General features: G+C 72.4%; 12 protein-coding genes. 6 read left to right on the top strand and 6 right to left on the bottom strand.

What is annotated here, in order from left to right:
• Positions 1–275: 275 nt before the first annotated feature.
• On the top strand, positions 276–2,960 hold the full coding sequence (gene polA, locus ACWCXH_RS05720; protein ID WP_449800300.1) for a DNA polymerase I: 2,685 nt from the start codon (positions 276–278) through the stop codon (positions 2,958–2,960).
• A 44-nt stretch (positions 2,961–3,004) separates the two neighbouring features.
• On the opposite strand, the gene ACWCXH_RS05715 is transcribed toward polA, so the two are convergent.
• Positions 3,005–3,400 (bottom strand): hypothetical protein, encoded by a 396-nt coding sequence (locus ACWCXH_RS05715; RefSeq protein ID WP_449800055.1) that lies wholly within the window; start codon positions 3,398–3,400, stop codon positions 3,005–3,007.
• A 689-nt stretch (positions 3,401–4,089) separates the two neighbouring features.
• On the opposite strand from ACWCXH_RS05715, the gene ACWCXH_RS05710 reads away from it, so the two are divergent.
• Positions 4,090–4,359, top strand: coding sequence for an SH3 domain-containing protein (locus ACWCXH_RS05710; protein WP_449800054.1), 270 nt, complete (start codon positions 4,090–4,092; stop codon positions 4,357–4,359).
• 259 nt (positions 4,360–4,618) lie between these two features.
• Here the strand turns inward: ACWCXH_RS05710 and ACWCXH_RS05705 are convergent, their stop codons facing one another.
• Positions 4,619–4,831, bottom strand: coding sequence for a hypothetical protein (locus tag ACWCXH_RS05705; RefSeq protein ID WP_449800053.1), 213 nt, complete (start codon positions 4,829–4,831; stop codon positions 4,619–4,621).
• 67 nt (positions 4,832–4,898) lie between these two features.
• On the bottom strand, positions 4,899–5,267 hold the full coding sequence (locus ACWCXH_RS05700) for a hypothetical protein (RefSeq protein ID WP_449800052.1): 369 nt from the start codon (positions 5,265–5,267) through the stop codon (positions 4,899–4,901).
• On the opposite strand from ACWCXH_RS05700, the gene ACWCXH_RS05695 reads away from it, so the two are divergent.
• Entirely contained in the window at positions 5,254–5,358 is a 105-nt protein-coding gene (locus tag ACWCXH_RS05695; RefSeq protein ID WP_449800051.1) for a DUF397 domain-containing protein, read from the top strand. The genes ACWCXH_RS05700 and ACWCXH_RS05695 overlap by 14 nt on opposite strands.
• Before the next feature lie 8 nt (positions 5,359–5,366).
• Here ACWCXH_RS05695 and hrpB read toward each other — a convergent pair whose 3' ends face one another.
• Both hrpB and ACWCXH_RS05685 read right to left on the bottom strand, forming a co-directional pair.
• Entirely contained in the window at positions 5,367–7,880 is a 2,514-nt protein-coding gene (hrpB, locus tag ACWCXH_RS05690; protein WP_449800050.1) for an ATP-dependent helicase HrpB, read from the bottom strand.
• A gap of 7 nt (positions 7,881–7,887) precedes the next feature.
• Positions 7,888–8,742, bottom strand: a complete 855-nt coding sequence (locus ACWCXH_RS05685) for a class I SAM-dependent methyltransferase (RefSeq protein WP_449800049.1) — start codon at positions 8,740–8,742, stop codon at positions 7,888–7,890.
• A gap of 416 nt (positions 8,743–9,158) precedes the next feature.
• Between ACWCXH_RS05685 and rpsA the strand changes: the two genes are divergently transcribed.
• Both rpsA and ACWCXH_RS05675 read left to right on the top strand, forming a co-directional pair.
• Positions 9,159–10,649, top strand: coding sequence for a 30S ribosomal protein S1 (gene rpsA, locus ACWCXH_RS05680; RefSeq protein ID WP_218202410.1), 1,491 nt, complete (start codon positions 9,159–9,161; stop codon positions 10,647–10,649).
• A gap of 207 nt (positions 10,650–10,856) precedes the next feature.
• Positions 10,857–13,061, top strand: coding sequence for an MMPL family transporter (locus tag ACWCXH_RS05675; RefSeq protein ID WP_449800048.1), 2,205 nt, complete (start codon positions 10,857–10,859; stop codon positions 13,059–13,061).
• On the opposite strand, the gene ACWCXH_RS05670 is transcribed toward ACWCXH_RS05675, so the two are convergent.
• Positions 13,044–13,481 (bottom strand): MarR family winged helix-turn-helix transcriptional regulator, encoded by a 438-nt coding sequence (locus tag ACWCXH_RS05670; RefSeq protein WP_449800047.1) that lies wholly within the window; start codon positions 13,479–13,481, stop codon positions 13,044–13,046. The genes ACWCXH_RS05675 and ACWCXH_RS05670 overlap by 18 nt on opposite strands.
• 62 nt (positions 13,482–13,543) lie before the next feature.
• Between ACWCXH_RS05670 and ACWCXH_RS05665 the strand changes: the two genes are divergently transcribed.
• Positions 13,544–14,185: an MBL fold metallo-hydrolase gene (locus ACWCXH_RS05665; RefSeq protein ID WP_449800046.1), complete on the top strand. Its 642-nt coding sequence runs from the start codon at positions 13,544–13,546 to the stop codon at positions 14,183–14,185.
• The last annotated feature ends 28 nt before the right edge of the window (positions 14,186–14,213 follow it).

Here is a 14,213-nt window from a genome sequence, read left to right as displayed (position 1 = left end):
CGTCGTCGTGCTGACTGTGATCGTACGACCGTCCTACTCGACGGTAGCGGCCACGGCCCGCAGCCCCGCCCCGCGCGCCGAGCCCCGTTCCGCGCGCGTCGTCGCCCTGCCCCGAGCGCGCCGCACTCCCGTCCGGCGCGCCCCGTTTTGTCGGTGCCGGGCCATAGGATCGGGGGCCGGTAGTGGAATCGGCAGGAACGGACGTTGACGTGGCTACGCAGAGTACGGACAAGGGCGCGACGGGTGGCGGCGGGGCCGGCCGGCGGCCCCGGCTGATGCTGCTCGACGGGCACTCGATGGCCTACCGGGCCTTCTACGCCCTGCCCGTGGAGAACTTCAACACCTCCACCGGCCAGCCCACCAACGCGGTCTACGGCTTCGCCTCGATGCTCGCCAACACCGTCCGTGACGAACAGCCCACCCACCTCGCGGTCGCCTTCGACCTCTCCCGCCAGACCTTCCGCTCCGTCGAGTTCCCCGACTACAAGGCCAACCGCGCCAAGACGCCCGACGAGTTCCGCAGCCAGATCGGCCTGATCGGCGAGCTGCTCGACGCCATGAACGTCCCGCGGCTGACCGTCGAGGGCTTCGAGGCCGACGACATCATCGCCACCCTGGCCACCGCCGCCGAGGCGGCCGGCTTCGACGTCGACATCGTCACCGGCGACCGGGACTCCCTCCAGCTGGTCACCGAGCATGTCACCGTCCTCTACCCGACCAAGGGCGTCTCCGAACTCACCCGCTACACCCCGGAGAAGGTCGCCGAGAAGTACGGCGTCACCCCGCGCCAGTACCCCGACCTCGCCGCCCTGCGCGGCGACCCGTCGGACAACCTGCCCGGCATCCCCGGCGTCGGCGAGAAGACCGCCGCCAAGTGGGTCAACCAGTTCGGCTCCTTCGGCGAACTCGTCTCCCGCGCCGACGAGGTGAAGGGCAAGATCGGCGAGAAGCTGCGCGAACACCTCGACTCGGTCAAGCGCAACCGCGTCCTCACCGAGCTCGTCCGCGACGTCGAACTCCCGCTCGGCGTCGCCGACCTGGCCCGCGCGTCCTTCGACAAGGCCGCCGTCGGCACCCTGATGGAGTCGCTGGAGTTCCGCAACGCCAACTTCCGCGACCGCGTCTTCGGCATCGACCCGGCCGCCGGCGAGGAGGAGGCCGCCGAACTCGCCCCCGGCGTCGAGGTCGACGGCGAACTGCTCACCGACCCGGGCACGCTGGCCGCCTGGCTGCGCGAGCACGCCTGCGACGCCAAGACGCCGGTGGCGCTGGCCGCCGTCTACCAGTGGGCGCTCGGCACCGGCGAGGTCACCGAAGTCGCCCTGGCCGCAGGGGACATCGCCGCCTGGTTCGACCCGGCCCTGCTCGCAGAGGAGGACGAGCGGGCCTTCGCCGCCTGGCTCGCCGACCCGGCCGCCCCCAAGGCCCTGCACATCGCCAAGCAGGTCATGCGCGCCTTCGCCGAGCGGGGCTGGACCATCGGGGGCGTCGTCGCCGACACCGCCCTCGCCGCCTACCTCGAAAAGCCCGGCCGCCGCACCTTCACCCTGGAGGTGCTCGCCGAGGAGTACCTGGCCCGCTCGCTCACCCCCGCCCCCGAGGCCGAGAGCGGCCAGCTCGCCTTCGACGCCCCGGAAGAGGACCCGTCCGCGCACGCCCAGGCGCTCATGCTCCAGGCCCGCGCCGTCCTCGACCTCGCCGCGCTCTTCGAAACCCGCCTCGCCGAGGTCGGCGCCACCGAGCTGATGCGCGACATGGAGCTGCCGATCGCCGCCCTGCTCGCCCGCATGGAGCGCCACGGCATCGCCGCCGACCGCCCCTGGCTCACCACGCTGGAGACGCGGTTCGCCGCCGAGATCCAGCGCTGCGTCGAGGAGGCGCACGCCGCCGCCGGGCACGAGTTCAACCTCGGCTCGCCCAAGCAGCTCCAGGAGATCCTCTTCGGCGAGCTCGCGCTCCCCAAGACCAAGAAGATCAAGACCGGCTACACCACCGACGCCGACGCCCTCACCTGGCTCGCCACCCAGACCGACAACGAACTGCCGGTCATCCTGCTGCGCCACCGCGACCAGGCCAAGCTGCGCACCACCGTCGAGGGCCTGCTCAAGACCGTCTCGCCCAAGGGCCGCATCCACACCACCTTCAACCAGATGGTGGCCGCCACCGGCCGGCTCTCCTCGCAGGACCCGAACCTGCAGAACATCCCCGTCCGGACGGAAGAGGGCCGCGCGATCCGCCGCGCCTTCATCGTCGGCGAGGGCTACGAGTCGCTGCTCACCGCCGACTACTCCCAGATCGAACTGCGCATCATGGCGCACCTTTCGGAGGACGAGGCCCTGATCGAGGCCTTCGCCTCCGGCGAGGACCTGCACACCACCGTCGCCTCCCAGGTCTTCGAGGTCCCGGGCGCCGCGGTGGACGCCGAGATGCGCCGCAAGATCAAGGCGATGTCCTACGGCCTCGCGTACGGGCTCTCGGCGTACGGGCTCTCGCAGCAGCTCGGCATCAAGCCGACCGAGGCGCAGGGCCTGATGGACACCTACTTCGAGCGCTTCGGCGGCGTGCGCGACTACCTGCGCCGGGTCGTCGACGAGGCCCGGGCCACCGGCTACACCGAGACCCTGCTCGGCCGCCGCCGCTACCTGCCCGACCTCAACAGCGACAACCGCCAGCGCCGCGAGATGGCCGAGCGGATGGCCCTCAACGCCCCCATCCAGGGCTCGGCCGCCGACATCGTCAAGATCGCCATGCTGCGCGTCGACGACGCGCTGCGCGAGGCCGGCCTCACCTCCCGGATGCTGCTCCAGGTCCACGACGAAATCGTGCTGGAGCTCGCCCCGGGCGAGCGCGAGCGGGTCGAGGCGATCGTCCGCGACCAGATGGCCGGCGCCTACCCGCTGCGCGCCCCGCTCGACGTCTCCGTCGGCATCGGCGCCAACTGGGAGGCGGCGGCGCACTGACGCTCTATCGGTGGGCCCGGGCATGTGAGTGTCCGGGCCCACCGCTACGCTCTGCGCGTTCGTCGTGCGAGGAGTGGGGGAGCGGCAGTGACTGAGTCGGGGACGTGGGTCCGGAGACCCCGGTTGGTGATCCCGTCCGCCGCTGCGGCGGCACTGCTGCTCGTCGGCGGGTCGGTGTGGGCGCTGTCCGGTGCGGACGGCGTGACGCCGACGGCCGTGGCCACCGCGACCGCGAGCCCGACCACGACGGCCACCGTGACGCCGACACCGACACCGACGCCGAGTCCGACCGAGGCGCCGCCGTCGCCGCAGCCGTCCGCGACGGAGACGGCCACGCCGACGGCCTCCGCCGAGCCGGACGAGCCGGAACCCACGAGCAGCGCCCCGGCCCCCGCCAAGAAGCCGACGAGCGCCCCGGCGCACCCCAGGACCGCCGACACCCCGGCCCCGAAGCCGCGAACCCAGGACCCGAAGCCCCCGGCCGCGCAGGACCCCCACACCATCCCCCCGGTGCCCTGCACCGACTGCGCGCAACCGCAGCAACCCGATCCGTACCGAACCTGCGCCCACGACCCGGCCGGCCGGGTCATCACGTGCAGTCCCACCCAAACCGGTATCCCGATCCCACGTCCCCCGGCCCCGGCGTTCACGCCGGGCTCCGTGCACTGAGGCGCGGTTTTCGACCGCCGAGGACACGTTCGTCCTGATCGAGTCCACGTACCGCCACCGGCCGACGTCCGGCAGCCCGACGGAACTCCTCGAACTCGACGGCATGCAGCACGGGTTCGTGGTCCATGACGACTCGGGGTAGCTCGACCCCCAGCCGCAGGTGTGGCAGCGCCAGGTGATCCAGCGGGTGCGGGAGTTCCTGGAAGGCCTGTACCGCCGGGCGCCGAGCCCAAGGGCGCAGAGGACCGGCGGTGCGGCTGAGTTCAGCGAGGCCTCGGCCGAAGCGGGCGACGGCTGCACCAGCCGCGACTCCTGCCGCAGTGCATGGTCCGACGCAAGCCCGGGCCCTCCTTGAAGATCATGAACATGATATCTTCCTTGCTGCCAAGATTATCTGACTTGGTATCACATGGCTTATTGAGGAGAAACTGTGTCTTTCGCAGTACGGGGGAAGCGCACCATGGCACTGACCGGCCTCGCGGTCGCAGCCGCCATCGGTGGCGCGACGCTGGCCACGCCGGCCTACGCCGACGACGTCTACGGCCACTGCACCACGGACGGTGTCCGCATCCGCTCCAACCCGAGCACCTCGGGCGCGGTCCTGGGACTCTGCTACACCGGCCAGCGCCTGGCGCACCGCGACGTGTCCGGTGACGGTCAGTGGGACCTGGTCTACGACGTCGACAGCGGTGTCAGCGGATGGATGTCCCACGGCTACTTCAGCTGGTGACACGTCCCACTGAGGTACCGATGAAGATCTAGGGAGAGGGCCGCCCGGCCGGTGCGCAGGGCGGCCTCTTCCCGTTATGGTGCAGTCCGGGTGCGGGTGCCGAGCCCTCTTTCGGTGCGGGAATCCCGCTGACGGTGATGCCGTGCACGAACACGGCGCTCACCGGGCACCCGCAGTTCCCCCACGGCGTCGCGACCGTGCGCGAAGCCGGCGCGCAAGCCCTGCTTGGCGAAGGCGGCTTCATTCCGAACACTCCCGGTCAGGGGCTACCGGAGGCGTACCCGTGGGACGCCGCGCTCACAGCTGTCGAGGCGCCCGTCCGACGCTGGGCGTACAGGCGGCCGGCCTCCTGCTGGCCCAGGGCGCGGAGGGCGCCCTGACGGAGATCCGGCCCACCGTTCAGGGCGCCGGAGGCGGACGAGTCCAGGGCCGTATAGGTGACGATCTGCTCGGCCCCGGCGCGCTTGAGCATGGTGAACGGGCGCCGACTGCCCGATGCTCGTGCTGCGCAGGAAGTCGGTGGGGCCGACTTCCTGCGCTCACGGGCGGGTTGCGTGGGTGGCGCGGGTGCGGCAGTGGGTGAGGGCGGGTTTGATGCGGGGGTCCGGTGGGGTCCGGGTGGTGAGGAGTTCGCCGGCGGTGACCAGGGTGGTCCAGTAGTGGGTGGGGTCGCCGGTGCCTGGGCGGGGGTTTGTGGCGGCTAGGGAGAGGTAGGCGGCTGCCAGGTTGCCGGTGGTGAACCAGCGGGCCAGGCCGTGTTGATGGCCGGCTCGGATGCCGCCGAGGGCGTCGATCGCGGTGAGGAAGAGGTCGACGACGGCGAGGTCGCGGGCGTCGAGCTCCCTGGGGACGTCGAATACGCCCAGGGCTTCGGGATTCCCCGGCCTCGTCCCCGTGCGTGACTCCAAGGACCCGCAGGGGCCGGTGCTCGTCTTTCCGGCCTCTGCTTGGGTGTCCTTCCTCTCCGGTGTCCGGGTTGGTGACTTCCTGGAGCGGTAACTCCTTTGCTACTTCCGGTCGTTGGTACGGCGTGTGGCTTCCGCCGTGGTCGGGTCCTCGGGCCACGGGTGGCGGGGGTAGCGGCCTCTCAGGTCTGCGCGGACGGCGTGGTAGCCGTTCTGCCAGAAGGACGCGAGGTCCCCTGTGACGGCGGCGGGGCGGCCGGCGGGGGAGAGCAGGTGGATGGTGAGGGGGACGCGGCCTCCGGCCAGGGTGGGAGTAGTGGCCCAGCCGAAGAGTTCTTGCAACTTGACTGCCAGCACTGGGCGTTCGGTGGTGTAGTCGACTCGTATCTTCGAGCCGCTGGGGACGGTGATCCGCTCGGGGGCGAGTTCGTCCAGGCGGCCGGCTTCGCCGCTTGCCCACGGCAGTAGGCGCTGCAACGCGGCGGTGGTGTCGATCCTCGCGAGGTCGGTGCGGCGGCGGGCGCGGGAGAGTTCGGGTTCCAGCCATTCCTCGGCGGCTTCGAGGAGGGCGGCGTCGGAGACGTCGGGCCAGGGGGCGCCGATCGCCGCGTGTAGGAAGGCCAGGCGTTCGCGTAGGCCGGGGGAGGGCCAGGTCAGCAGGGCGCTTACACCCTCGCGGGTCAGGCCTTCGAGGACGGCGGCGCGGACGAGGGCTGGGTCGGGGCGTTCCAGGGTGGATGAGGACAGTTCGATGGCGCCCAGGGACTCCACCCGGCGGGAGACGACCTCGCCCCGCCGGGTGTCCCAGTGCACCTCCTCGCGGGCATCGAGCAACGGCGCGCCGGCGAGGCGGGCGGTGTCCTCGTCGAGGGCGGCGGCGTGCAGGATGCGGGCGGAGTGCGAGCCGGCCGGGCGGTCGGCGACCGCGACGGCGAGCCAGGGCAGGGCGCCGAGCCGGGTATCGGGGGCGAGCTCGGCGGCGGTGCCGGAGGCCATCAGATACGGGCTGCGCTCGCCGGGGGCTGGCTTGTCTATGCGGGCGCGGGCGATCCGTTCGGGGAAGGCGAGGGCGACGACGAGCCCGGCGGCGGTCGTGTAGGGCAGGGCGGTGACCGGTTCGTCGGAGGTGGCGCGCAGGAGACGGCGGACCTCGTCGCGCCAGCGCCCTGCGTACGGGTCCCGGGAGTCCTTCACGCTGCGCCAGACCGCGCCGAGGTCGTCGCCCAGCGCGCGCGGCGGCTCCTCGGAGAGCAGTGCGACCACCTCGGCGGCCCGGCGGGCGCCGACGGCGGGGGCGCCGTCGACGAGCGCGCGCCCCAGCCGGGGGTGCAGCCCGGTGCGGGCGAGCCGGGTGCCGCGCGGAGTCGCCCGGCCGTCGGCGTCGACGGCGCCGAGGGCCTGGAGGGTTTGTCGCGCGGCGGCCATCGCCCCGGCCGGGGGCCGGTCGGGCAGGGCCAGTCCTGTGGCGTCCGGGTCGCCCCAGCAGGCGGCCTGCAGTGCGAACGGGGTGAGGTCGGCGAGGGCGATCTCGGGGGTGGGGAAGCGGGCGGCGCGGGCGTCCTCGGCCTCGTGCCAGCAGCGGTACACGGTGCCCGGGGCTTCGCGCCCTGCCCGTCCGGCGCGCTGGCGGGCGGCGGCGAGGGAGGCGCGGACGGTGACGAGGCCGGCCAGACCGCGGGCGTGGTCGGTGCGGGGTTCGCGGGCGAGACCGGCGTCGACCACGACCCGCACGCCGGGCACGGTGAGCGAGGACTCGGCGACGGCGGTGGCCAGGACCACCCGCCGCCGCTCGGACGGGCTGAGCGTGGCGTCCTGGACGGCCTGGGGGGCGCGGCCGTGCAGTTGCAGGACATCGGCAGGCAAGCCGCTCAACTGCCCGGCCACGCGGGCGATCTCGCCGACGCCGGGCAGGAAGCAGAGCACGTCCCCGTCCTGTTCGGCGAGCGCCCGCCGCACCACCGCCGCGACGTGGTCGAGCAGCGCCGGGTCGACCCGGGTGCCGTGCGCCGGGCGGACGGCGCGCGGCGGCGGCGCCCACACCACGTCGACCGGGTGGGAGACCCCGTGCGCCTCCACCACCGGTGCGCCGCCGAGGAGTTCGGCCCAGGCCCCGGTGTCGGAGGTGGCCGAGGCGCAGACCAGGCGCAGTTCGGGGCGCAGCGCGGCGCGGACGTCCAGGAGGAAGGCGAGCGCGGTGTCGGCGTCCAGGTGCCGCTCGTGGCACTCGTCCAGGACGACGACGTCGACGCCGGGCAACTCCTGGTCGCGCTGGAGCCGTTGCAGCAGCACGCCGGTGGTGACGACCTCGACCACCGTCTCCGGCCCGACGCGACGCTCGCCGCGCACGGTGTAGCCGACCTCGTGGCCCACGGACGAGCCGAGCAGCCAGGCCATCCGCCGGGCGGCCGCGCGCACGGCGAGCCGGCGCGGCTCGGCGACGAGCACGCGGCGCACCGGCCCCTCGACAGGCAGCAGCCCGGCCAGCGCGAGCGGCACCAGCGTCGTCTTGCCGGTGCCGGGCGGGGCGGCGAGGACGGCGGTGCCGTGTTCGTCCAGCGCGCGGTGCAGGTCGGGCAGGGCGGTGCGGACGGGCAGTTCGCGCCACGCGGCGTTCACGGGAAAGTCAGCCCCGCTCGGTGACGAAGATCGCCGTACCCGGGATGAGCCGCCCGCGCAGCGGAGACCAGCCGCCCCACTCCTGCTCCAGGCCGGCGGGCCACTCGGGCTCGACGAGGTCGACCAACCGGAAGCCGGCGCCGACGAGTTCGCGGACCCGGTCGCCGATCGTGCGGTGGTGTTCGACGTAGCTGGCGCGCCCGTGCTCGTCCTCCTCGACGTACGGGGTGCGGTCGAAGTAGGAGGCGGTCGCGGTGAGGCCCTCGACGCCGGGCTCGTCGGGGAAGGCCCAGCGGATCGGGTGGGTCACCGAGAACACCCAGCGCCCGCCGGGTCGCAGCACCCGGTGCACCTCGCGCATCAGGCGGGCGGTGTCGGCGCTGAACGGCACGGCGCCGTACGCGGAGCAGGCGAGGTCGAAGGCGGCGTCGGCGAAGGGCAGGACGGCGGCGTCGGCCTGGACGACCGGGACGGGCGCGGCGCCGCGGTCGAGGTCGATCCGGCGGGAGTGCTGGAGCTGGCGGAAGGAGATGTCCAGGGCGACCGGCCGGGCGCCCTGCGCGGCCAGCCAGCGCGAGCACTGGGCGGCGCCGGCGCCGATCTCCAGGACGTCCTTTCCGGCCACCTCGCCGAGCAGCCGGGCGTCGGCCTCGTCCAGGCCCTCCGGGCACCAGGTGAAGCGGTCGTCGCCGAGGAACTCGCCGTGCTCGTCCTGGTACTCGTCCGCGTTGCGGTCCCACCAGTGCCGGCTGGCGCGGCTGCTCTCACCCTCGCCGGCCTGGCGCCTTACCGCGTCGTCGCCGTCGTCGTCAAGATCGTGGAGCTCGGACTGGGGGGTGGTGGCCACGGTGATAATGCCCATCGCGTAGGGTGTGGACTGCGGAAGCGCCGCTGCCGCGAACCGGCCCGAGAGGGTCCGGGTCCCGGCGGTGGCATCCGGGGAAGGGCTCCCTGCGGGCGCCGCCGTGAGGTGCGCAATCGGAGGATATGGCCTGATCCGTACCGGGCTCCACCGTCTTGCCTCTCTTGGCGTTGACCGTGCCTGGCCGTCCCCGTATGCTACAAGTTGCGCTGCGGGCCTGCGCGCCTCGGACGGAGCAGGTCGCGCTCGCATCTGTCGAAGACCCCACGGTCGCAAGACGGACGCCGGTTTTCTCGCTGTGCGGGAAAACCCCGGTGCGCCGTGTTCTTGGCTGTCCGGCTTTCGGTGGGAGCGATACGGGCCCTCCGCGTGGCATTACCTACGACTTTCATGTCCGTACCGGAGCCCTTTTCCTAATGACGAGCCCCACCGACTCCTCCCTCAGCACCACCCCGCAGGTCGCGGTCAACGACATCGGCGACGCGGAGGCGTTCCTCGCCGCGATCGACGAGACCATCAAGTACTTCAACGATGGCGACATCGTCGAGGGCGTCATCGTGAAGGTCGACCGTGACGAGGTTCTCCTCGACATCGGTTACAAGACCGAGGGCGTCATCCCCTCCCGTGAGCTCTCGATCAAGCACGACGTTGACCCGCACGAGGTCGTCGCCGTCGGCGACAACATCGAGGCCCTGGTTCTCCAGAAGGAGGACAAGGAGGGTCGTCTCATCCTGTCCAAGAAGCGCGCTCAGTACGAGCGTGCCTGGGGCACGATCGAGAAGATCAAGGAAGAGGACGGCATCGTCACCGGTACCGTCATCGAGGTCGTCAAGGGTGGTCTCATCCTCGACATCGGCCTCCGCGGCTTCCTCCCGGCCTCGCTCGTCGAGATGCGTCGCGTCCGCGACCTCCAGCCCTACGTGGGCAAGGAGCTCGAGGCCAAGATCATCGAGCTGGACAAGAACCGCAACAACGTGGTCCTGTCCCGCCGTGCCTGGCTGGAGCAGACCCAGAGCGAGGTCCGCCAGACCTTCCTCACCACCCTGCAGAAGGGCCAGGTGCGCTCCGGCGTCGTCTCCTCGATCGTCAACTTCGGTGCCTTCGTGGACCTGGGTGGCGTCGACGGCCTGGTGCACGTCTCCGAGCTGTCCTGGAAGCACATCGACCACCCGTCCGAGGTCGTCGAGGTCGGCCAGGAGGTCACCGTCGAGGTTCTCGACGTGGACATGGACCGCGAGCGCGTCTCCCTGTCGCTGAAGGCGACCCAGGAGGACCCGTGGCAGCAGTTCGCCCGTACGCACCAGATCGGCCAGGTCGTCCCGGGTAAGGTCACCAAGCTGGTTCCGTTCGGTGCGTTCGTCCGCGTGGACGAGGGCATCGAGGGTCTGGTCCACATCTCCGAGCTGGCCGAGCGCCACGTGGAGATCCCGGAGCAGGTCGTCCAGGTCGGCGACGAGATCTTCGTCAAGGTCATCGACATCGACCTCGAGCGTCGCCGCATCAGCCTCTCGCTGAAGCAGGCCAACGAGGCCCTGGGTGCCAACCCGGCCGAGGTCGAGTTCGACCCGACCCTGTACGGCATGGCCGCCTCCTACGACGACCAGGGCAACTACATCTACCCGGAGGGCTTCGACCCCGAGGCGAACGACTGGCTGCCCGGCTTCGAGAAGCAGCGCGAGGAGTGGGAGCGCCAGTACGCCGAGGCGCAGGCCCGCTTCGAGCAGCACCAGGCCCAGGTCATCAAGAGCCGTGAGGCCGACGCCGAGGCCGCTGCCGAGGGTGGCGACGCCGTCGCCGCTGCCGCCGGTGGCTCCTACTCGTCCAGCAGCGACGAGGGCTCCGGCGCTCTCGCCTCGGACGAGGCCCTGGCCGCCCTGCGCGAGAAGCTGGCCGGCGGCCAGAGCTGATCGCGGCCTGAGGGCTAGCTACTAGGCGGGACCCCCGCTCGGATCACCGAGCGGGGGTCCCGCTTTTTGCTGTGCGTTTTCGTGTGCGCGATCTTGTGTGTGCTTTATGTGAAGGAGATTGTGAGATGAGGCTCATTGCCCGTCTATAGGTCGAAGTCCGGGTTGCACCTACATTGAGGAGAACTGCCCGAAAGGCTTCTCTTGCTCATGCGCAACCCCTCCACCGCTGCCGCCGACCCCCGGGTCCGCGGGCGGCTCGCCGCCGTCGGACGGTTCTGCTTCCGGCACCGGCGCTGGGTACTCGGCTTCTGGGCCGTCGTCCTCGTCGTCGGGGTGCTGATCGGCGGCCGCGTCTTCGAGGGGTCGGTGGCCGGGGCGTCCTCGGCCGGCTCCGAGGCCGACCGGGGCAGCGCCGTCGCCGCCGCGGCCGATCCGGCCCGGGGCGTCGTCACCGCCGTCGTCGACGGCAGGCCGGTGAACGACGGGGCGGTACGGGCGGCCGTCACCAAGGCCACCCGGGAGATCGCCGCACTGCCCGGCGTCGCGTCCGCGCAGGACGCGTACGGTCCCGGACCGGCCGCCGCCGCGCTGCGCTCCGCCGACGGGCGCGCGAGCCTGGTCACCGTACGCATGGCCGACGCGAGCACGGACGCCCAGGCCGACGCCGTCACCCAGCGGCTCGCCGCGCTGAACGGCACCGGCGGCGCGCACGTCGCCGTCGGCGGGGACCTCGTGCTCCAGCAGGAGGTCAAGAAGCAGACCGAGCAGGACACCCGCTTCGGCGAGATCGTCACCCTGCCGCTCACCCTGGTCGTCATGGTGCTCGTCTTCGGCGGCCTCGCCGCGGCGAGCCTGCCGGTGATCGGCGCGATCGCCTCGGTGGGCGGGGCGCTGCTGGCCATGTTCGGCTTCAGCCGGATCATGGACATCGACACCAGCGTGCTGCCGATCGCCACCGTGCTGGGGCTCGGGCTGTCGATCGACTACGCGCTGCTCATGGTGAACCGTTTCCGCGAGGAGCGCGGGCACGGCGCCGACGTCGCCGCCGCCGTCGAGCGCACCGCCGCGACCGCCGGGCGCACCGTCGCGTTCTCCGGGCTGACCGTCGCCGTCGCCCTCGCCGGCCTCTTCGTCTTCACCAGCCCGGTGCTCGGCGCCGTGGCCGCGGCCGGGGTGAGCGTCGTCGTCATCGCCGTGGCCGCGGCCCTCACGCTGATCCCCGCGCTGCTCGGCTTCGCCGGCTCGCGGATCAAGGCGCCCACCGCGCCCGTGCCCGACGAGGGCTTCTTCAGCCGGACCGTCCGCCGGGTCCGCAAGCGGGCGGTGCCCGTCGTGCTCGCCTGCACCGCGCTGCTGATGGCGGCCGGGGCGCCGTTCCTGCACGCGCAGATGCGCAACTCCGGTGCGGCCGTGCTGCCCGCCTCCTCGGCCGGGCGGCAGGTCGCGGACGCGATCGACCAGCGTTTCCCGCAGGTGGCCCAGGCGCCGATCACGGTGGTCGTCGAGGGCGGGGCGCCGGTGGCGCAGGCGTACGCGGACGAGGTCGTCGCCAAGCTGCCCGGGGTGAGCGGGGTGCGGGCGGTGACGCCGGTGAGCGCCTCCGTCTCGACGATCGACGTGCTCGTCCACGGGGACCCGCAGGGCGGGGCGGCCAAGCGGGTCGTCGAGGAGCTGCGGGCCGACCGCGGCGGGCTGAAGACCTACGTGACCGGCGGCGCGGCCTCGGTGGTCGACTTCACGGACGAGCTGACCGCGCGGGGGCCCTGGGCGCTCGGGCTGGTCGCGGCCGGGACGCTGGTGCTGCTCTTCCTGATGACCGGCTCGGTGGTGATGCCGGTCAAGGCCCTGCTGATGAACCTGCTGTCGCTGGGCGCCTCGCTCGGCGCGCTCACGCTGGTGTTCCAGGACGGGTGGTTCAGCGGGCTGCTCGGGAACAGCTCGACCGGCGGGCTGGAGACCTTCATCCCGGTGCTGGTCTTCGCGTTCGCGTTCGGGCTCTCGATGGACTACGAGGTGTTCCTGCTCGCCCGGATCAAGGAACTGCACTCGCGCGGTCACAGCTGTACGCGGGCGGTGGAGCTGGGCGTGCAGCGCAGCGGGCGGATCATCACCTCGGCGGCGCTGCTGATGGTGATCGTCTTCGCCGGGTTCGCGCTCGGGGACATGCTCATGGTCAAGCAGATGGGCATCGCGCTGGCCGTCGCCGTCGCGGTGGACGCCACGCTGGTGCGCTGCCTGCTGGTGCCGGCCGCGATGAGCCTGTTCGGCGAGTTCAACTGGTGGGCGCCGGCGCCGCTGCGGCGGCTGCACCGCCGCTTCGGGCTGAGCGAGCACGTCGAGCTGCCGCCGATCGAGCCGGCGGTGATCCCGGCGCCGCGGCCGGAGCCGGTGGGTTCAGCGCAGGCGGTCTAGGAGGGCGGCGGCGGCGCGCAGCTGGGACCGCTCCTCGGGGGTGAGACGGGCCTCGATGGCGGTGGCGATCCGGGCCTCGCGGCGGGCGCGCTGTTCGAGGAGGGCCGTGCGGCCGGCCTCGGTGGCGGTGATCAGCTGCTTGCGGCCGTCGGTGGGGTGGGGTTGCTGGGTCACCAGTCCTGCCTCGGTCATGAGGGCGACGGTGCGGGCCATCGACTGGTGGCGGACGCGCTGGAGCTCGGCGAGTTCGGCGATGGTGCAGACGCGCTCGTCGCGGACCAGCACGCCGAGGACGGCGGCCTGGTTCTGCGGCAGCTCGTCGTTGGAGCGCAGGGCCCGGGCCAGGCCGCCGATGGCGGCACGCAGGTCGGCGGCGAGTTCCAGGGTGTCCGGGTGCGGGGGCGGGGCTTCGCTGGTCATGGGAGAAGTCTATCCGGAATCTCTACAGCGAAACTGTGCAGTCTTGCTGTAGAGTTTTGTGCATGCGAATCACGAAGTTCGGACACGCCTGCGTGCGCATCGAGCACGACACCACCACCGTGGTCATCGACCCCGGGGCGTTCACCGACCCCGCGGCCCTGGCCGGGGCCGACGCCGTCCTGATCACCCACGAGCACATGGACCACTTCGAGGAGTCCCGGCTGCGCGCCGCCCTGGAGGCCGACCCGGCCCTGCGGGTGTGGACCAACGGCGCCGTGGCCGCCCAGCTGGACGGGATCGCGCAGCGCGTCACCGTGGTCGGCGAGGGTGACGCCTTCGAACTCGGCGGGATGGGGGTGTCGGTGCACGGGGAGTGGCACGCGGTGATCCACCCGGACGTGCCCCGGGTGAAGAACATCGGCTTCCTCTTCGGCGGCAGGCTCTTCCACCCCGGCGACGCCTTCACCGTGCCGCCGCACGCCGTGGACACCCTGCTGCTGCCGCTCGCGGCGCCGTGGAGCAAGGCCTCCGAGGTGGTCGACTACGTCCGGGAAGCGGGCCCGCGCCTGGCGGTGCCGGTGCACGAGGCGACGCTCAGCCCGATCGGGCACATGGTGGCCACCCGGCTGCTCGGGCCGGACGGCCCGGGCACCGGGGCCGAGCTGGCCGTGCTGGGGGACGGGGAGAGCCTGGACCTCGGCTGACCGGGCCGCGGGTGGCGCCGGTAGCCTG

The sequence above is a fragment of the Kitasatospora sp. NPDC001660 genome (assembly GCF_053596725.1).
The sequence above is the reverse complement of the archived record's forward strand: the minus strand, read 5'-3'. Positions and strand labels throughout refer to the sequence as shown.

Excerpts from the sequence above, each read along its gene's own strand:
- polA (WP_449800300.1), top strand. The coding sequence starts at position 276 with ATGCTGCTCGACGGGCACTCGATGGCCTACCGGGCCTTCTACGCCCTG.
- rpsA (WP_218202410.1), top strand. The coding sequence starts at position 9,159 with ATGACGAGCCCCACCGACTCCTCCCTCAGCACCACCCCGCAGGTCGCG.
- ACWCXH_RS05665 (WP_449800046.1), top strand. The coding sequence starts at position 13,544 with ATGCGAATCACGAAGTTCGGACACGCCTGCGTGCGCATCGAGCACGAC.
- ACWCXH_RS05685 (WP_449800049.1), bottom strand. The coding sequence starts at position 8,742 with ATGGGCATTATCACCGTGGCCACCACCCCCCAGTCCGAGCTCCACGAT.
- ACWCXH_RS05675 (WP_449800048.1), top strand. The coding sequence starts at position 10,857 with ATGCGCAACCCCTCCACCGCTGCCGCCGACCCCCGGGTCCGCGGGCGG.
- ACWCXH_RS05670 (WP_449800047.1), bottom strand. The coding sequence starts at position 13,481 with ATGACCAGCGAAGCCCCGCCCCCGCACCCGGACACCCTGGAACTCGCC.
- ACWCXH_RS05705 (WP_449800053.1), bottom strand. The coding sequence starts at position 4,831 with ATGCTCAAGCGCGCCGGGGCCGAGCAGATCGTCACCTATACGGCCCTG.
- ACWCXH_RS05710 (WP_449800054.1), top strand. The coding sequence starts at position 4,090 with ATGGCACTGACCGGCCTCGCGGTCGCAGCCGCCATCGGTGGCGCGACG.